Raw genomic sequence first — 17,464 nt, forward strand, 5'->3', positions numbered from 1 at the left:
GCCCTCTCCAGAACTCCTTCGGATCAACCCGTGAGAACTTGACGCCTTCGTTCCAAATGCGGTGCGACGCCGGCGCTCCGTGACCGCCGCACCGGTACAATCCGGGCATGGTGGCGCCACCGACGCAGGACTGGCACGCGGCCGCGACGGCGCACCTCGCGCGAGCGGGACAGCGATTGACGGCGAAGCGCGCGTCGATCGTCGAGGTGCTCGCGACCAGCGAGCGGCCGCTCACGATGCCCGAGATCCGCGACCTGCGACCCGATCTCGCGCAGAGCTCGCTGTACCGGAACCTCGTCGAGCTCGAGCAGGCCGGGGTCGTCCGGCGGGTCGTCACACACGACGAGTTCGCCCGCTACGAGCTCGGTGAGTCGCTGTCGGGACACCATCACCATCTCGTGTGCTCGAGCTGTGGCGTCGTCGAGGACGTGCCGGCATCGCCGGGCCTGGAGCGGTCGGTCGCCGCCGCGGTTGCGGGTGCCGCCGAAGCGACCGGCTTCCGCATCGACCACCATCGGCTGGACCTGATCGGGCTCTGCCGCCGCTGCGCCTGATCATTCGCTCGCTCCTTCGCCGGCTCCCCTCCGGCTCGCCCACTCGAACGCTCGCTGGTGAGCCCCGACGCCCGCTCCGCGCTCGCCTTCGGCCGCGCGTGAGAACACCTAGCCTGGGAACGTGAGCAAGCGCCAGCAGAAGCGGCGCCTGGACCGCCGCCGCGAGACGTCGACGGGACCGGGCACCGAGTTGCGCACCGATGTGCGGAGCCGGGTGCGCGTGCGCGCGGGTCGGCTCTCGCCCGAGCGCGCGGTTCCGGCCGAGATCCCGCGTCCGCCTTATGTGCGCGGCCCGGGCGCGCTCGTGCCGTCGTTCCCGCCCAGCGAGCTCGCGGACCGCATGCGGCGAGCGGGTCAGGCCGCGCGCGAGGTGCTGCTCGAGATCGCGCCCGCAGTTCGACCGGGCGTCACCACCGACGAGCTCGATCGCATCTGCCACGAAGCGTGCATCGCGCGCGGCGGCTACCCGAGCCCGCTGCACTACAAGGGCTACCCGAAGTCGCTCTGCACGTCGGTGAACGAGGTCATCTGTCACGGCATCCCCGACGACCGCGCGCTGGTGGAGGGCGACATCGTCAACTGCGACGTCACGATCTACCTCGACGGCGTGCACGGCGACCACAGCGAGACGTTCTGCGTCGGCGAGTGCGATCCCGAAGCCGCGCGCCTCGTGCGGGTGACGCGCGAATCGCTCTGGCACGGCATCGCCGCCGCGCATCCGGGTGGACACATCAACGAGATCGGGCGCGCGATCCAGGCCCACGCGGAGGGCGAAGGATTCGGCGTCGTGCGCATGTTCGTCGGGCACGGCGTCGGTCGCGACTTCCACACCGCGCCGTCGGTACCGCACTACTTCGACCCGCACGCCAACCAGATCCTCGAACCCGGGCTCACGTTCACGATCGAACCGATGATCACCGCGGGTTCGTACGAGGTCGATCGCATCTGGCCCGACGGGTGGACCGCGGTGACCGCCGACGGCTCGCTCACCGCGCAGTTCGAGCACGCGTTGCTCGTCACGCCGACGGGCATCGAGGTGCTCACGCTGCTGCCGGACGAGCCGCTCGAACTGCCGCTCCACGACGAAGTCGCGCGCCGATAGCCTCCCGCCCGTGCGGCTGGCGGGGGAACGAGCGCTCATCACCGGGTCGACGTCGGGCATCGGTCGCGCGATCGCGCAGCGGTTCGCGGAAGCGGGCGCGGTCGTGTGCGTCACCGGACGCGACCGGGTGCGCGGCGACGCGGTCGTCGCGCAGATCGACGCGGCGGGTGGCGTCGCGCACTTCGTGCCGGCGGAGCTGCGCGACGAGGACGCGTGCACCGCGCTCGTCGAGCACGCGGCCGAGCGCATCGGTGGGCTCACGATCCTCGTCAACAACGCCGCGGGAGGCGACGGCGGCGACGGCCCGATCGGCGACATCACGACCGAAGCGTGGAACGCGATCCTCACGGTCAACCTGACCGCGCCGATGTGGCTGACGCGCGCCGCGATCGCTCATTTGCTCGACGCGGGCCACGGCTCGATCGTCAACATCTCGACCCGCCAGGCCGAGCGCGCCAGCCGCGGGTTCGCCGCGTACATCGCGAGCAAGGGCGGCTTGAACGCGCTCACGCGGTCGATCGCGGTCGACTACGCCGATCGCAACATCCGCTGCAACACGATCAGCCCCGGCTACGTGTTGAACGACCGCCGCGACGCCGACATCGACGACGACCGCCGCGCGCGGTACGAGGGCATGCACCTCACGCGCCTCGGCGTCGCCGACGACATCGCGTACGCGGCGGTGTACCTCGCATCGCGCGAGTCGGACTTCGTCACCGGCCTGAACCTCCAGGTCGACGGGGGCAGCAGCATCGCCCGCGGCCTCACGCTGGGCTGACCGTGCATCCCCGCATCTGCGTCAGCGCGATCAGCTCCTTCCGGCTCGACCTCGCGGCCGACATCGAGCTCTGGGCCGCGAACGGAATCGACTGCGTGGGCGTATCGGTCGCGAAGCTCGACGCCTTCGGATGGGAGGAGGGCGTCGCCCGCATCGTCGACTCGGGTGTGCGGGTCGGGAACCTCATCGGGGTGGGCGCGTTCCTCCTGACCGACCCGTCGCAGTGGGAACCGCAGCGCGAGCGCTTGCTCCGAGCGCTGCACGCGGGCCACACCATGGGCGCCGAGTGCGTCGTCTTCACGACCGGCCCCGCGCGCGAGCTGCCGTGGGACGAGGCCGCGGACGCGCTCGAGACGGCACTCGCGCCCGTGCTCGTCGAGGCGAACGCGCTCGGCATCCCGTTCGCGGTCGAGCACACGAACTCCCTGCGCGTCGACGTCGGCTTCGTGCACTCGTTGCGCGACGTCGTCGACCTCGCCCGCCGGCTCGGCACCGGCGTGTGCATGGAGATCAACGCGTGCTGGGCGGAGCGCGGCCTCGCGGGCACGATCGCGTCGTCGATGGACGCGATCCGGCTCGTGCAGGTGAGCGACTTCTCGATCGGCACACTCGCGACACCGGACCGGCTCGTGCCCGGCGACGGCGACATCCCGCTCGCGCGGATTCTCGGGCAGGTGCTCGCCGCCGGCTACGACGGCGTATTCGACCTCGAGCTCATCGGGCCCAAGATCGACGCCGAGGGCTACGCGTCGGCGGTGCCGCGCGCGGTCGACGCGCTCGGCTCACTCCTCACCGGTCTCGGCGCCTGACGGCGCGGGCCACCGCACCGGGCCTGCGTGGAAGCCGGCGGTCGCGAGCAGCTCTTCGTCGCCGCCGGGCCAGCCGGTGAGCCTCAGCTCGGTCCAGTGACTGTTCTCGTTCGGCTCCAGGCGCAGGTACGCGACCGGCGCGTGGCTCGTCGCGTGCGCGCCGGCGGCTGCGAGCGCTTCTGCTATCGCGTCGCGCCGCGCGTCGTCGAGGTACTGCCAGAAGATCGAGTGCATCACGACGGTCGCGATGCCGTCGTGTGCGCGCGCGAGCTGCGCCGGCACCCACTCCGCCGCGTCGGCACGGTCGACGTCGACGGGCGTCGTCGCGGCGATCGCGAGCGCGGCGCGCAGTGCTTCGAAGCGCGCGTCCTGCCCGGGCCACACGTACGACAACAGCGTGAGCCCGGCTTCGGGATCATTCGTCGCGTCGATCGGGTTACGGTCGCAGCCGCGACGTTCGACGATGCGCGTGCTCGCGTCGAACGGCGGCGCATCCGGCAACCACAGATCGACGAACCGCACCGCCGACGCACGGTCGCCCCAGCTCGCGCCGCCCTGCTCGTACCAGTAACGGTCGAGCCGCAGGTTGAGAGCGGCGCTCGTACCGATCTCGAGCAGGCGGATCGGGAGCCCGAACCGCTGCGCGACGACGGCGAGGCCCGCGGCGAGCGACGCGGTGCGACCGACCTCGTTCGTCTGCGGTGGGCGCGCGAGCGCGTCGACCAGCATCGCCGGACGCGATTCGAGCAGCGCGCGGAAGGCCGGCCACGCCGCGGTCGCGTCGCCGTCGCCGCCCGTCGTCGGGAAGCGCGGCGCGAGGTCGGGCGCGCCACCGGCCAGCACGAGCCGATGCACGCCGCCGAGCATTCGGATCGGGTACGCCGCGTCGGATCCTTCGTGCTCGTGCGCCGCGAGCAGCGCGTGCACGACGCCGCCGGCCTCGAAGTCGTCGGCCGTGAGGTCGAGGAGGTCGCCGTAGAACGGAGAGCCGAGGTGCCGGCACGCCCATCCCTGCAGCCGCAGCTGGTCCGGCATTGCTTGCGCCGGAGTCACTCGCCCGGCCCCCAGGGTCGCCGGTTGCTCGGCCGCTGCTCGATCGCGCGCGCCTCGACCGCGGCGACGAGATCGAAGTAGAAGTCGGGCCAGTCGACCACGCGGCCGTCGCGCGCGAGCAGCTGCACGAACCAACCGTCGGCGATCGGCCGCGCCGCGCTCGCCTCGACGAGCCGCTGCTCGATGATCGCGGCGCGACCTTCGCGGCGCACGTACCGCATCGCGCCGACGTACTCCTCCCCCGGCAAGCCTTCCGACTCGTACAGCACGTGCGCTTCGCGCGCGACGACGACCAGTCGCTCGGAGATGATGTGCTCGCGCCAGCGCGGGTCGAGCCGCTGTTGTACGTACGCGATGCGCAAGTCGTTGAAGATGCGGACGATCGCGGCGTTGTTGAGGTGGCCCTGCATGTCGAAGTCGTCGGCCGCAGGTACGACGGGGACGACGAAACGGAAGCCGTCGGCTTCGAGCGCGAGCGCGCCGGCGGACGCCGCGGTCACGCCCACATGAACGCGCCACCGTCGGCCATGAAGGTGTGGCCCGTGAGATAACGGCAGGCGTCGGAGCAGAGGAACCACGCGAGCGGCGCGATGTCGAGCTCGGGGTCACCCTGGCGGCCCATCGGGCAGTTCTCGATGAAGATGCGGTAGCCCTCGCTCTGCTTGCCGGCTTCACCGTGATGCGTCGCCGCCGCGGGCGCGATCGCGTTCACCGAGATGTTGTCGGCGCCCCACTCGCGCGCCGCGGTGCGCGTGATCGCGCGGATCGCCTCCTTCGACGCGTTGTATGCGGCGAAGCCACGACCGCCCGTGATGCCCATCGACGACGCGAAGTTCACGATGCGGCCCCACTGCTGCTCGCGCATGTGCGGGTACACCGCCTGCATCGCCCAGAGCGTGCCCTTGACGCCCGAGTTGTAGAACACGTCGACGTCCTCCTCCTCGACGTCGGCGATCGCGACCATCGGACGGAACGTCTGCGCGTTGTTGACGATGCCATCGACCCGGCCGAAGCGGTCGACGGTCGCCGCGACCATCGCGTCGATGTCGGACTTCTTCTGGATGTCGCACACGACACCGAGGTTGTCGACACCGAGCGCGTCGAGCTCGTCGCACGTCGATTGCATGAGCGCGGGCTTCCATTCGGCGACGACGACGCGCGCGCCACCCTTGCCGAGATGGTGCGCGATGCCGCGCCCGATGCCCCGACCCGCACCGGTGACGATGATCACGCGACCGTCGACTCCGTGCATCGCGACCGCGTCGTGATCCTGCGCCATTGCGTTGACCCCGTTTCGCCGCTTCGATTCGCTCGCACCCTACGAGGGCCCACTTCGACGAGGCCACCTACGATCCGGCCGCGGAGCAGGCGCAGCGACCGGAACCGCGCGCGGCATGACCGTGAGGCGCACGCGGATGCGACACTGCGTGCATGGAAGCGAACTCGGTCGTGATCGTGACGGGCGGCGGCAGTGGGATCGGGCGGGGCACCGCGCAGCTCGCCGCGGAGCGGGGCGCCGCGGTCGCGGTGCTCGACCGGCACGAGGCGAACGCGCAGGAGACGGTCGCGTCGATCGAGTCCGCCGGCGGGCGCGCGATCGCACTCGCAGTCGACGTCGCCGACGACGCCGCCGTCGGCGCGGCGGTCGCGACGACCGCATCGACCCTCGGACGCGTCACCGGTCTCGTCACCGCGGCCGGCATCTTCCACGGGCCCGACCTCCAACCGATCGAGACCGTCGAGATCGACGACTTCTTCCGCGTGCTCGCGGTGAACCTCGGCGGCACGTTCTCGGCGATCCGTCACTGCCTGCCGGTGCTCGCCGAGGGCGGCGGCGCGATCGTGACCATCGCGTCGACCGCGGCGATACGCGGCCACGGCTTCGGTCCCGGCTACACCGCGAGCAAGGGCGGAGTCGACGCGCTCACGCGTCTCGTCGCGACACAGGCTGGACCGCGTGGTGTGCGCGCCAACTGCATCTGTCCGGGCGGCATCGACACACCGATGACCGGCGGCACGTTCGCGAGCGACGACGCGGCCGCGCGCGCGAAACGCTCGATCCCACTGCAGCGCTATGGCGTCCCGCTCGACATCGCCGCGGTCGCGTGCTTCCTGCTGTCGTCCGACGCGCAGTACCTCACCGGTCAGACGATCCCGGTCGAGGGCGGGTCTACGATCAATTGATGCGGGTGCGCGTCGCCGTCGTCGGAGATCGCTCCGAACGTTTCGCCGCGCAGGACACGATCGAGGACGCGCTCGCCCACTCCGCCGCCGCGCTCGGCGCGGCAGTCGAGGTCGAGTGGATCCCGACGCCCGCCCTCGAGTCCGGCCCGACCGCAACGCTGCGCGCGGCCGACGCGATCTGGTGCGCGCCCGGCAGCCCGTACGTCAGCCTCGACGGCGCGCTCGAGGGCATTCGCTACGCGCGCGAGTCAGGCACGCCCTTCATCGGAACCTGCGCGGGCTTCCAGCACGGTGTCGTCGAAGTCGCCCGCAATGCCTGCGGCATCGAGCGCGCGCATCATGCCGAATACGGCGCCGCGCAACCCGATGCACCGCTCTTCATCGACGAGCTGCTGTGCTCGCTCGTCGGGCAGACCATGACCGTGCGGTTGCTCGACGCGCAGATCCAGCGCATCTTCGGGAGCGACACGTCGACCGAGCGGTACTACTGCCGCTTCGGATTGAACGAGCAGTACCTGCCGCTGCTCGCGGAGCACGGACTCCGCGCGGTCGGCGTCGACACGACCGACGGAACCACCCGCATCATGCGGCTCGACGACCACGCGTTCTTCCATCTCACGCTGTTCGTGCCGCAGACCGCGTCGACCGCGAGCGCGCCGCACCCGTTGATCACCGCGTACGTCGCGAGCGCGAGCAGAAGCGTGGCGCGGCGCAATTAGTCGCGGTGCTACGGCGGCGGGCCGTTGTGCACACGTTGCGCGACGACGATGCCGTCGACCTGCGAACGGACGACGAACTGGTGCAGCAACAGGTCGTGGAGCACGGACGCGCCGTCGACGTCGAGGAGCCGGCGGTCGACCAACAGCCACTGCACGTGGATCGGGTCGTCGAGGTTCTCACCGCGCACGCCCCAGTTGACGTCGCGCCACGGCACCGGGAACTCGTAGACGCGCCGGCGGTGCGCAAGGTGCGGCACGTAGTCGTACGACGCGCTCACCGCCGCGTCCTTCGGGATCAGAGCGACCGCGGCGCGATCGACCGCGTACACCGGGCTGGAGCCGAGCGGCCACCAGCCGTTGTGGTACTGACGACCGATCGGTGACGGTCCCCACGCGATCGTCGTCGCGAACGACGCTACGACGAGCACGCCGACGAGAACACGCTTCGCGTTGAGCGTCGGCAACCGCGCGACACCCTCGACGGTCGCGATCGTCGCGCCGACGAGCACGAGCGCGGAGTAATGGAAGTGCGCGTCACGCGTATATGGGAACGAGCTCACGAGGTTCACCGCGAGCATCGGCAACGCGATCGTGAGCGTCGACGGCGAGAGCACCGGCGCGAACGCGTACGGCGCCGCCATGTGCCACACGTAGACGATCCGATCGTGCTGCGTGACGAGCTTCCACGTCGTGACCGGATGTCGGAACACGTTCACGCTGACTTGGAGCGGGTTGCTCCCGAGCGTGCCGAAGAACGAGTCGTAGAACGGGCCGATGCCGTTCTGCCAAGGGATGAGCAGGCGGGTCGCGACCACGTACCACGCGAGCGCGCCGGCGCCGATTCCGTAGCCGAGCCTTCGGTCGCCGCGCCACGCAATGAGCAAGCCGATGACGATGAACGCGAGCGCCACGTCCTCCTTGCAGCACAACGCGATGACCGCCGCGAACGAGAACCAGCCCCAACGGCGCTCGCGTGATGCCCAATACGCGAACAACAACGGGCCGATCGACACCGCGTCGGGATGGAAGAACTCCCACACGAGCCACTGCGACGTCGGGTGCAGCAGGTACACCGCACCGAGCGCGCACGCGAGCCATCGGTCGCGGATGCGGTCGCGCGCGAGCAGGAACACCGCGCCCGCGCCGCTCGCCTGCGCGACGACCTGCACGAACAGCAGGAACTTCGGTCCCGCGCCGAGTCGGTAGAAGGGCGCGAGCAGCAACAAGATCACGTTGACGTGGTGACCGAACGCTTCGAGACCGCGCACGGTGATGAACGGATCCTTGACGCGTGAGAGAAGCCAGATCGCCTGGTCGTAGATGCCGAGGTCGAACCCGAACGTGCCGAATCGGTTCTGCCGCAGCGTCGCGAGGCGATCGAGCGTGACCGCCCACACACCGATCGCGACGAGCAACACGACGCGCGGGCCGTCGAACGCGCGCCGTGGGCCCCGCATCACCGTGGGGTCGGACGCGGACGCGACACCGCCGACGGGCCCGGACACGGCGGCAGTTTCTCATGCGTGCCCGCGCGTTCGACGTGAGTGGCCGAGCCCGCGGGCGGAGCGGGCAGCGCGGCCTCGCTCGTTTCCATCCCGCGTCACCGATGGGCGAGCGCCGCGAGCGCGACCAAGAATTCGACGTTCCTCGGAGGCCTCGGTAGGGTCTCGCGCGTGCCGGTCGTGATGCCGGCCGCGGCCGTCTCGGGATCGATCGGTGCGGAGCCGACGAGCCGAACGCAGACCTGTCCGCCGACCAGGAGCGCCGCACTGCCCCTGCCGATCGCCGTTCACCGCGCGTTCCGTCGTTCGACGACGGTCCTCGCGATCACCGCGCTGCTCGCGACGGGTCTCACGACCGCGGCGGTCTCGGCGAACGCGTCGTCTCCCGCGAGTCTCCGCGCGCAGATCGACGCGATCGGCGCGCGCTACCTCGCCGCGCAGGAGAGCGCCCACGCGCTCGACGCCCGGCTCGAGACTCTCGACCAGCAACTCGCCGCGAGCAAACGGCACACGAACAAGCTGCTGCCGATCGCCAAGGCCCGTGCGGTGCAGCTGTACCAGGCCGGTGCGCAGGGTCTGAACGTGCTGTTCGACACGCAGAGCGCCATGGAGTCCGCACGCCGAGCCGAGCTGCTCTCGCGCGCCGACGACCACACGCAGGCCGTCATCGACCAGTACGCGCGTTCCGCAGCCCAGCTCCAGCTCGAGCGTGCGCAGGTCGCCGCCGCGCGCGCGGAGCAGGCGAAGGTCGTCGCATCGCTCGCCGCGCAAGAACAGACGTTGCAGCACGCGCTCGCCGTCGCGCAGGCGCGCTACCGCGCCGCGCAGGCCGCGCAGGAACGCGCGAGTCGCACGCGCACGACGACGGGCACGCGCACGCCCGTGAGCGCGCCCGTGATCCCGGTGTCGAGTCCGCCCGACGGACCCGCGCCGACTCCCCCGCCGCCTCCGCCGCCCGGCGTGAACCCGCACCACAACGACCCGTTCCTCGTGTGCACGCGCACGCGGGAGAGCAGCGGCAACTACGGCGCGGTGAATCCCGGCGGCTACTACGGCGCGTACCAGTTCGCGCCGACGACGTGGGACCTCGCGGCCAGCCATGCGGGCATGCCACAGCTCATCGGTGTGCGCCCCGACGGCGCGTCGGCGTGGGATCAGGACCAGGTCGCCTGGGTGCTCTACCAATGGCAGGGCAAAGCCCCGTGGGGCGGGTTGTGCTGATCGGATCAGGCCGAGTGTGAGGCCGCGAGCGAGCTGAGCTCGGCCTCTGCGCTCGCGGTCTCCGACGTCGCGCCCCAGATCCGAAGGCGTTTCCACACAGCGGGCGGCGGCACGATCAAGGGATCGGCCGCGGCCTTGACGTCGATGCCCTGCAGTGACGCGGCACCACCCGCGACCGGCGAGATCACGTTCACGAACGACGAGAGGCGTGCGTTCGGGTCGGGCGAGCTCATGTAGTCGATGAAGCGTTGGGCCGCACCGACGCTGCGCGCGCCGACCGGGATGACCATGTTCGTCGACGACAGCAGCCCACCCTCGCGCGGCACCACGAAGCGGACGTGCGGCGACAGCACGCGCGCAGTGCGCACGTCGGCCGCGCGCGCGAGCGCGAGCAGCGCGTTGCCCGACGCGACGTCGTCGACCGCGTTCGTCGTCGCGAAGCCACGGACCTGGCCGCTCGCGACCGCGGCGCGCACGCGTGTCACCGCCGCTGCGGCCTGCGCGGCCGTCACCTTCGACGGGTCCTGACCCGACGCGAGCATCGCGAAGCCCAATGTCGCGGCCGGATCGGCCGCCAGCACGACCTTGCCCTCGTACGTCGAGTCGAACAACGCACCTGCACTGTCGACACCCGACGGCAGCCGGCGCGTGTCGTACGCGATGCCGATCATCGTCGACACGTACGGGATCGAGAACGTGCGGCCGGGATCGAACGCCGGGTTCGCGAGCGCCGGCAACACCCGCGCCCGCGCGCCGGGCAACGCGATCGCCCGGACCCACTGCGAAGCGACGAGCTGCGCGGCCTGCGCATCCGGCAGCACGACGACGTCGGCACCGACGTCGCGGTGCGCGGCGAATGCGGCCCGGTGCTGCGCGACGAATGTCGCGGCGTCGGTGTACTCCGAGTAGGTGAGGTTCAGGCCCGCACGGAGGATGAGACCGGGCGTGTTGTCGTCCAGCATCAACGGCTGGTTCACGACCCGCACCTCGCTGCGAACCGGCTTGGCGCTCCCGCGCGAGCAGGCCGCCAGGAGCGACGGGCCGCCGATCGCGAGCCCGGCGGCGCCGAGCCCGGCACCGCGCAGGAACCCCCTCCTGGTCAGCCCCGAGCTCGGATTCGGTTCCCCGGGGCCTGCCATCCCCCGGAGCCTACGGGCCCGTTGCGGATCGGCGCCTCCGCGCTCGGGCTGCGAGCCGCACACGAATCCGTCGCAATTCGCGCCGAATACGATGGATTCGCTTGCCATTGAGCACTGTGACCACGCAACATGGCGGCCGACCAGCCCACGCCCGAGAGGACGAACCGTGGCGAACGAGAACTTCATCGGCGGGAAGTTCGTGCCGGCCCGCGACGGCCGCACCGACGACGTCGTGAACCCCGCGACCGGCGAGGTGATCGCGACGGTCGCGAGCTCCGACGCACCGGACGTCGACGACGCGGTCGCCGCCGCGCAGGGTGCGTTCGACGAGTGGTCGTCGACGACACCGCGGGTGCGCGCCGAGATCATGCACCGCGTCGCGCAGGCGGTCGCCGACGACATCGACACGCTCAGCGAGATCGAGATGCGCAACGTCGGCAAGCCGAAGCAGATCATCGAGGTCGAGATGGACCTCAGCGTCGACAACCTCCGCTTCTTCGGATCCGCGGCCCGCTTCCTCGAAGGCCGCGCCGCGGGTGAGTACCTCGAGGACCGCACGTCGTACGTGCGGCGCGACCCGCTCGGCGTCGTCGCCGGCATCGCGCCCTGGAACTACCCACTCAACATGGCGGTGTGGAAGCTCGGGCCCGCGCTGGCCGCGGGCAACACGATGGTGCTGAAACCGTCGGAGCTCACGCCGCTCTCGATTCTCCGCTTCGCGGAGATCACTGCCGACATCCTGCCGCCCGGCGTCTTCAACGTCGTCCTCGGGCAGGGGGAGACCGCGGGCGCGTCGCTCGTGAAGCACCCGAAGATCGCGCTCGTGTCGCTCACCGGCGATGTCGCGACCGGCAAGCTCATCGCCCGCGCCGCGGCCGACTCGCTCAAGCGTGTGCATCTCGAGCTCGGTGGCAAGGCACCGGTCGTCGTGTTCGACGACGCCGACATCGAGTCGCTCATCGCGACGCTCGCCGAGGGCAGCTACTACAACTCGGGACAGGACTGCACCGCGCCGTGTCGCGTGATCACCGGACCCGGTGTGTTCGACGACTTCGTGTCCGGCTTCACCGACGCGGTCGGCAAGATCAGCGTCGGCGATCCCTTCGATCCCGACGTGTTCATGGGGCCGCTCGTGTCCGCCGACCAACAGGCGCGCGTCGCGGGCATGGTCGAGCGCGCGACCGCGGCCGGCGCCGAGGTGACGGTCGGCGGCGCGAAGGGAACCGGCAAGGGCTTCTACTACGACCCGTCGGTCGTGGTGAACCCCGCGCAGGACAGCGAGATCGTGCAGCGCGAGGTGTTCGGTCCCGTCGTCACCGTGCAGCGCTTCCGCGACGAGGCGCAGGCGCTCGAATGGGCCAACGACGTCGACTACGGGCTCTCCGCGAGCGTGTGGACTTCGGACGTCGGGCGCGCGATGCGCATGACGAAGGCGATGCACTTCGGCTGCGTGTGGGTGAACGACCACATCCAGATCACGTCCGAGATGCCGCACGGCGGCTTCAAGCAGTCGGGCTACGGCAAGGACATGTCGATCTACGCGCTCGAGCACTACACCGACCTCAAGCACGTCATGATTCGGCATTGATGGGTCGGCTCGGCGAGCCTCGCCTCCCTGACGCCTCAGTCCCTGGCACGGGCGGGCCGCAAAGCGACCCGCCCGTTCTTGTGGGAACGATCTCTCACAACGGAGGAGCGCGATGACAACGGCGACGGATTCGATCACAACTCGAGCGGGCGAGATCGCGCAGCAGGAAGGCGAGCGGCTGCTCGGCCGCACCACCGCGTCGAAGCGACTCTACGAGCGCGCCCTCGGCTCGCTGCCGATGGGTGTCGGCTCGTCGTTCCAGGTCGGTGACCCGTACCCGCTGTATCTCACCGAGGGCAAGGGCAGCCGCGTCTTCGACGTCGACCGCAACGAGTACGTCGACTTCCACAACGGCTTCGGCTGCATGGTCGTCGGCCACGCGCACCCGAAGGTCGCGGAGGCGATCGCCCACGCGGCCCACACCGGTACGCACTTCGCGGCCCCGACCGAGGCGACCGTGCACCTCGCCGAGGTTCTGTGCGACCGCTACCGCGTCGAGCAGGTGCGGTTCTGCAACTCCGGCACCGAGGCGACGATGCACGCGATCCGCGTCGCACGCGCCGCGACCGGACGCGAGGACATCATCAAGATCGAGGGCTCGTATCACGGGCACCACGACACGGTGATGTTCTCGGTCGTGCCGAACTCCGACGTCATGGGCGGTCGCGAGCAACCCGCGTCGACACCGATGTCGCTCGGCATCCCGGCCGACGTCGGCAAGCACGTGCACGTCGTTCCGTTCAACGACCTCGGCGCGCTCGAACGCGCGCTCGACGAGCACGGCGACAAGATCGCGTGTCTCATCCTCGAGCCGGTGATGATGAACATCGGCATCGCGCAGCCGCAGCCCGGCTATCTCCAAGGCATGAAGGACCTCCTGCACAAGCACGGCGCGCTGCTCGTGTTCGACGAGGTGAAATCGGGCGCGACGGTCGCGTACGGCGGGGCGGCCGACCGCTACGGCGTACAGCCCGACCTCGCGTGCTGGGCGAAGGCGACCTTCGGTGGGACGCCGGGCGCGGCGTTCGGCGGCGCGCGCGATGTGATGGCGATCGTCGAGAAGGGCGCCGCGCAGCAGGGCACGTTCAACGGCAACCCGCTCGTCGCCGCCGCCGCGCTCGCGACGCTCACGGAAGTGCTGACGCCCGAAGCGTACGAGTACCTCGCGAAGATCGGGACGCGGCTCGCCGAAGGTTGTGCGCGCGCGATGAAGGAGAACGGCATCCCCGGGCACGCGGTCGACCTCGGCGCGAAGGGTTGCGTGTCGTACCGGCCCGAGCCGCTCACGAACTACCGCGACTTCCTCGAGGCCAACACCGACCTCTACGAAGCGTCGTATCCGTGGATGATCAACCGCGGTGTGTTCATGACGCCCGGCGACGAGGAACAGTGGACGCTGTCGGTGCAACACACCGACGCCGACATCGACCGCTACGTCGACGCCTTCGCCGACCTCTGCGCCGCGCTCGCGGGCTGAGCAACCCGAAGCGGATGGTCCGGACGGAACCGGTCAAGAAGCGCCGGCGCGCGCCGGTCGAGCTCGACGACGCCGACAAGACGCTCGTCGAGCTCCTGCAGCAGGACGGCCGCCTCCCCTACGCGCGCCTGGCGACGCAGGTCGGATTGTCGGAGGCCGCGGTGCGCCAGCGCGTGCAGCGACTCATCGAGCACAAGGTCGTGCAGATCGTCGCGGTGACCGACCCGCTCACGCTCGGCTTCCGTCGCCAGGCGATGGTCGGCGTGAAGATCGAGGGCGACATCCTCGAGGTCGCCGACGCGCTCGCTGCGATTCCCGAGGTCGACTACGTCGTGTGCACCTCGGGATCGTTCGACCTGCTCTTCGAGTTCGTGTGCGAGGACGACGAGCATCTGCTCGCGCTCTTGAACGACCGCGTGCGGACGATCGCCGGCGTCCGCTCGACCGAGACGTTCATGTACCTACGCTTGCGCAAGCAGACCTACGCATGGGGAACCCGATGACCGACCACGACCGCGCCGGTGGCTACGACAACGCGGTGCTGCAGGCCAACGCCCGCCGACATCTGTGGATGCACTTCAGCCAGCTCGGCCAGTTCCGCGACCACGAGATCCCGCTCATCATGCGGGGCGAAGGCTGCTCCGTCTGGGACCAGCACGGTGACCGCAAGCTCGACGCGCTGTCGGGACTGTTCACGGTTCAGGTCGGGCACGGCCGCCGGCGCCTCGCGCAGGCCGCGGCCGCGCAGGCCGAGACGCTGGAGTACTGGCCGATCTGGTCGTTCGCGCACCCGCCCGCGATCGAGCTCGCGACGAAGCTCGCCGAGCTCTCGCCGGGCGACCTCAACCGCGTGTTCTTCACGACCGGCGGTTCGGAAGCGGTCGAGTCGGCGTGGAAGCTCGCGCGGCAGTACTTCCGCGCGATCGGGCAGCCGCAGCGCTACAAGGTCATCGCGCGCCGCACCGCGTACCACGGCACGACGATGGGCGCGCTCGCGCTGACCGGCGTCCCGAGCTTCCGCACGCCGTTCGAACCGCTCACGCCCGGCGGTGTGCACGTCGCGAACACGAACTCGTTCCGCCACCCGCTCGCGAAGGACGAGCACGCGTTCATGACGCTGACGACCGACGCGATCGAGGAGGCGATCCTCTTCGAAGGACCCGAGACCGTCGCGGCCGTCATCCTCGAGCCGGTGCAGAACGCGGGCGGATGTCTCCCGCCGCCGGCCGGCTACTTCCAGCGCGTGCGCGAGATCTGCGACCGCTACGGCGTGCTGCTCATCTCCGACGAGGTGATCTGCGCATACGGACGACTCGGCACGATGTTCGGCTCGCAGCGGTACGACTACGTACCCGACATCCTCACGAGCGCGAAGGGGCTCACGAGCGGCTACTCACCGCTCGGCGCGGTGCTGTGCCGCGACTTCCTCGCCGAGCCGTTCCTCGGATCCGAACCCAACTCCTTCACGCACGGCCTCACGTTCGGCGGTCACCCCGTGAGCTGCGCGGTCGGACTCGAGAACCTCGCGATCTTCGAGGAGGAAGACATCCTCGGCAACGTCGCGCGGCACGAGGCCGGCTTCCATGAGCGGCTCGTCGGTCTGTACGACATCCCGATCGTGGGCGACGTGCGCGGCACCGGCTACTTCTGGGCGATCGAGCTGGTGGCCGACCAGCAGACCAACGCCCGCCTCGACCGCCAGCTCGGCTCGCAGCTGCTGCGCGGCTTCATCGGCCCCGAGACGTTCGCGGCGGGTCTGATCTGCCGGGTCGACGACCGCGGCGACCTGGTGATCCAGCTCTCACCACCGCTCATCGCGGGCGACACCGAGCTCGACGAGATCGAGAGCATCCTGCGGCGCGTGCTCACCGAAGCCGCGAGCAAGGTCGCGGCGTGAACATGGGTTCGACTCGGCCCGTGCGCCACGCGGGCGAAGGCGCGAGCGCATGATGACGGTCGGCGTGCCGCGTGAGGTCAAGAAGGACGAGCACCGCGTCGCGATCACACCCGACGGCGTGCACGAGATGGCGAGTCACGGAGTCACCGTCGTCGTCGAGACCGGTGCGGGCGCGGACTCGAGCATCGCCGACGACGACTACCGCGCGGTCGGCGCGGAGATCGCGCCCGACGCGGAGACCGTGTGGGGTCGCGCGGGTCTCGTGATGAAGGTGAAGGAGCCGCAGGCGTCGGAGTTCGCGTTCATGCGCGCCGACCTCACGCTGTTCACGTACCTCCACCTCGCCGCGTATCCCGAAGTCGCCGACGCGCTGTTGCACGCGGGCACGACCGGCATCGCGTACGAGACGGTGCAGCTCAACGGCGCACTCCCGCTGCTCGCGCCGATGAGCGAGGTCGCGGGGCGCATGGCACCGCAGGTCGGCGCGCACTTCCTCGAACGTCGCCCCGGAGGTCGCGGCATCCTCATGGGTGGCGCGCCGGGTGTGCGGCCCGCGCGCGTCGTCGTGCTCGGCGCGGGCAACGTCGGCTGGAACGCGGCGTGGATCGCGCAGGGGATGGAAGCCGAGGTGCTCCTGCTCGACAAGAACCTCGACCGCCTGCGCTGGGTCGACCAGATCCACCGCGGCCGCATCATGACGCTCGCGAGCAACACCGCGGCGGTCGCGCGCGCGGTCGCCGACGCCGACCTCGTGATCGGAGCGGTGCTCGTGCCTGGGGGGCGGGCGCCGCAACTCGTGACCGAGACGATGATCAGGACGATGAAGGAACGGACCGTCATCGTCGACTGCGCGATCGATCAGGGCGGCTGCATCGAGGGCATCAAGGAGACCACGCACACCGACCCCGTCTACGAGCGGTTCGGCGTGCTGCACTACGCGGTCGGCAACGTTCCCGGTGCCGTGCCGAACACGTCGACGTACGCGCTGACGAACGCGACGTTGCCCTACGCGGTCGAGCTCGCGACGCGCGGCGTGCACGCGGCGGTGCGCGCCGATGCCGCGCTCGCGATGGGCGTGAACACGTTCGCCGGCGCGGTGCCGAACGCGGCCGTCGCCGACGCGCTCGGCCGCGATCGCGCCGACCTGGAGTCGTTACTCGGCGGGTAGTGCGCTCGCGTGGTCGTCGACGAGGTCGATCACCTGCTCCTCGTCGGACTGCGCGTTCGCTTCGCGCGCGGCGTCGCGCTGCAGCGCGAGATAAACCTCTTCGCGGTGCACGTCGACCGAACGCGGGGCCTTGATCCCGATGCGTACCTGGTCGCCACGGACGTCGAGCACGGTTACGACGACATCGTCGCCGATCATGATGCTCTGGTTCGCGCGACGGGTGAGCACGAGCACGGGGACCTCCCTCCGTGTACCGCGTCGAGCATACGACGC

The 17,464-nt window shown here is 70.4% G+C and carries 18 protein-coding genes; 12 read left to right on the forward strand and 6 right to left on the reverse strand.

Annotated features, from left to right (window positions below; translation table 11 throughout):
- Positions 1–107 precede the first annotated feature (107 nt).
- The 4 genes from VH914_00350 to VH914_00365 all read left to right on the forward strand — a co-directional run bounded on the left by VH914_00350 (position 108) and on the right by VH914_00365 (position 3,243).
- Positions 108–554, forward strand: a complete 447-nt coding sequence (locus tag VH914_00350; protein ID HEX4489632.1) for a transcriptional repressor — start codon at positions 108–110, stop codon at positions 552–554.
- Between the two features lie 121 nt (positions 555–675).
- Positions 676–1,656: a type I methionyl aminopeptidase gene (gene map / locus VH914_00355; GenBank protein ID HEX4489633.1), complete on the forward strand. Its 981-nt coding sequence runs from the start codon at positions 676–678 to the stop codon at positions 1,654–1,656.
- Positions 1,657–1,666: 10 nt separating this feature from the next.
- Positions 1,667–2,434 carry an SDR family oxidoreductase gene (locus tag VH914_00360; GenBank protein HEX4489634.1) on the forward strand — a complete coding sequence of 256 codons (768 nt, stop codon included), beginning with the start codon at positions 1,667–1,669 and terminating at the stop codon, positions 2,432–2,434.
- 2 nt (positions 2,435–2,436) lie between these two features.
- Positions 2,437–3,243, forward strand: a complete 807-nt coding sequence (locus VH914_00365) for a TIM barrel protein (GenBank protein ID HEX4489635.1) — start codon at positions 2,437–2,439, stop codon at positions 3,241–3,243.
- Here the strand turns inward: VH914_00365 and VH914_00370 are convergent.
- The 3 genes from VH914_00370 to VH914_00380 are packed head-to-tail and all read right to left on the reverse strand — an operon-like array spanning position 3,217 to position 5,575.
- Entirely contained in the window at positions 3,217–4,278 is a 1,062-nt protein-coding gene (locus VH914_00370) for a DUF2332 family protein (protein ID HEX4489636.1), read from the reverse strand. The genes VH914_00365 and VH914_00370 overlap by 27 nt on opposite strands.
- A 14-nt stretch (positions 4,279–4,292) precedes the next feature.
- The gene (locus VH914_00375) at positions 4,293–4,796 is read right to left on the reverse strand and encodes a thioesterase family protein (protein HEX4489637.1); all 504 of its coding nucleotides are present in this window, start codon (positions 4,794–4,796) and stop codon (positions 4,293–4,295) included.
- The gene (locus VH914_00380; protein ID HEX4489638.1) at positions 4,793–5,575 is read right to left on the reverse strand and encodes an SDR family oxidoreductase; all 783 of its coding nucleotides are present in this window, start codon (positions 5,573–5,575) and stop codon (positions 4,793–4,795) included. The genes VH914_00375 and VH914_00380 overlap by 4 nt, the downstream gene beginning before the upstream one ends.
- Positions 5,576–5,727: 152 nt before the next feature.
- Here VH914_00380 and VH914_00385 point away from each other — a divergent pair, with 152 nt between their 5' ends.
- Both VH914_00385 and VH914_00390 read left to right on the forward strand, forming a co-directional pair.
- On the forward strand, positions 5,728–6,480 hold the full coding sequence (locus tag VH914_00385) for an SDR family oxidoreductase (protein ID HEX4489639.1): 753 nt from the start codon (positions 5,728–5,730) through the stop codon (positions 6,478–6,480).
- A complete protein-coding gene (locus VH914_00390) occupies positions 6,480–7,199 on the forward strand; it encodes a hypothetical protein (GenBank protein ID HEX4489640.1) in 720 nt (239 codons plus the stop codon). The genes VH914_00385 and VH914_00390 overlap by 1 nt, the downstream gene beginning before the upstream one ends.
- Before the next feature lie 8 nt (positions 7,200–7,207).
- Here VH914_00390 and VH914_00395 read toward each other — a convergent pair whose 3' ends face one another.
- The gene (locus tag VH914_00395) at positions 7,208–8,704 is read right to left on the reverse strand and encodes a DUF2079 domain-containing protein (GenBank protein ID HEX4489641.1); all 1,497 of its coding nucleotides are present in this window, start codon (positions 8,702–8,704) and stop codon (positions 7,208–7,210) included.
- Between the two features lie 168 nt (positions 8,705–8,872).
- On the opposite strand from VH914_00395, the gene VH914_00400 reads away from it, so the two are divergent.
- Complete coding sequence (locus VH914_00400) at positions 8,873–9,922, forward strand: transglycosylase family protein (protein HEX4489642.1); 1,050 nt, start codon at positions 8,873–8,875, stop codon at positions 9,920–9,922.
- A gap of 5 nt (positions 9,923–9,927) precedes the next feature.
- Here the strand turns inward: VH914_00400 and VH914_00405 are convergent, their stop codons facing one another.
- A complete protein-coding gene (locus VH914_00405; GenBank protein HEX4489643.1) occupies positions 9,928–11,061 on the reverse strand; it encodes an extracellular solute-binding protein in 1,134 nt (377 codons plus the stop codon).
- Between the two features lie 166 nt (positions 11,062–11,227).
- Here VH914_00405 and VH914_00410 point away from each other — a divergent pair, with 166 nt between their 5' ends.
- From VH914_00410 to ald, 5 genes are all read left to right on the forward strand, one after another.
- Positions 11,228–12,649 (forward strand): gamma-aminobutyraldehyde dehydrogenase, encoded by a 1,422-nt coding sequence (locus VH914_00410; protein HEX4489644.1) that lies wholly within the window; start codon positions 11,228–11,230, stop codon positions 12,647–12,649.
- 112 nt (positions 12,650–12,761) lie between these two features.
- On the forward strand, positions 12,762–14,126 hold the full coding sequence (locus VH914_00415; GenBank protein ID HEX4489645.1) for an aspartate aminotransferase family protein: 1,365 nt from the start codon (positions 12,762–12,764) through the stop codon (positions 14,124–14,126).
- A gap of 14 nt (positions 14,127–14,140) precedes the next feature.
- A complete protein-coding gene (locus tag VH914_00420) occupies positions 14,141–14,629 on the forward strand; it encodes an Lrp/AsnC family transcriptional regulator (GenBank protein ID HEX4489646.1) in 489 nt (162 codons plus the stop codon).
- On the forward strand, positions 14,614–16,023 hold the full coding sequence (locus VH914_00425) for an aspartate aminotransferase family protein (GenBank protein HEX4489647.1): 1,410 nt from the start codon (positions 14,614–14,616) through the stop codon (positions 16,021–16,023). The genes VH914_00420 and VH914_00425 overlap by 16 nt, the downstream gene beginning before the upstream one ends.
- A gap of 52 nt (positions 16,024–16,075) precedes the next feature.
- Positions 16,076–17,191 carry an alanine dehydrogenase gene (gene ald / locus VH914_00430; protein HEX4489648.1) on the forward strand — a complete coding sequence of 372 codons (1,116 nt, stop codon included), beginning with the start codon at positions 16,076–16,078 and terminating at the stop codon, positions 17,189–17,191.
- Here the strand turns inward: ald and csrA are convergent.
- Positions 17,177–17,425: a carbon storage regulator CsrA gene (gene csrA, locus VH914_00435; protein ID HEX4489649.1), complete on the reverse strand. Its 249-nt coding sequence runs from the start codon at positions 17,423–17,425 to the stop codon at positions 17,177–17,179. The genes ald and csrA overlap by 15 nt on opposite strands.
- Between the last annotated feature and the right edge of the window lie 39 nt (positions 17,426–17,464).

Source organism: Acidimicrobiia bacterium (assembly GCA_036271555.1).
Lineage (GTDB): Bacteria > Actinomycetota > Acidimicrobiia > IMCC26256 > PALSA-610 > DATBAK01.

Coding starts and splice junctions, on each gene's coding strand:
- VH914_00350 (HEX4489632.1), top strand. CDS start 108: ATGGTGGCGCCACCGACGCAGGACTGGCACGCGGCCGCGACGGCGCAC.
- VH914_00370 (HEX4489636.1), bottom strand. CDS start 4,278: ATGCCGGACCAGCTGCGGCTGCAGGGATGGGCGTGCCGGCACCTCGGC.
- VH914_00380 (HEX4489638.1), bottom strand. CDS start 5,575: ATGGCGCAGGATCACGACGCGGTCGCGATGCACGGAGTCGACGGTCGC.
- VH914_00385 (HEX4489639.1), top strand. CDS start 5,728: ATGGAAGCGAACTCGGTCGTGATCGTGACGGGCGGCGGCAGTGGGATC.
- VH914_00390 (HEX4489640.1), top strand. CDS start 6,480: ATGCGGGTGCGCGTCGCCGTCGTCGGAGATCGCTCCGAACGTTTCGCC.
- VH914_00405 (HEX4489643.1), bottom strand. CDS start 11,061: ATGGCAGGCCCCGGGGAACCGAATCCGAGCTCGGGGCTGACCAGGAGG.
- VH914_00415 (HEX4489645.1), top strand. CDS start 12,762: ATGACAACGGCGACGGATTCGATCACAACTCGAGCGGGCGAGATCGCG.
- VH914_00420 (HEX4489646.1), top strand. CDS start 14,141: ATGGTCCGGACGGAACCGGTCAAGAAGCGCCGGCGCGCGCCGGTCGAG.
- VH914_00425 (HEX4489647.1), top strand. CDS start 14,614: ATGGGGAACCCGATGACCGACCACGACCGCGCCGGTGGCTACGACAAC.
- ald (HEX4489648.1), top strand. CDS start 16,076: ATGACGGTCGGCGTGCCGCGTGAGGTCAAGAAGGACGAGCACCGCGTC.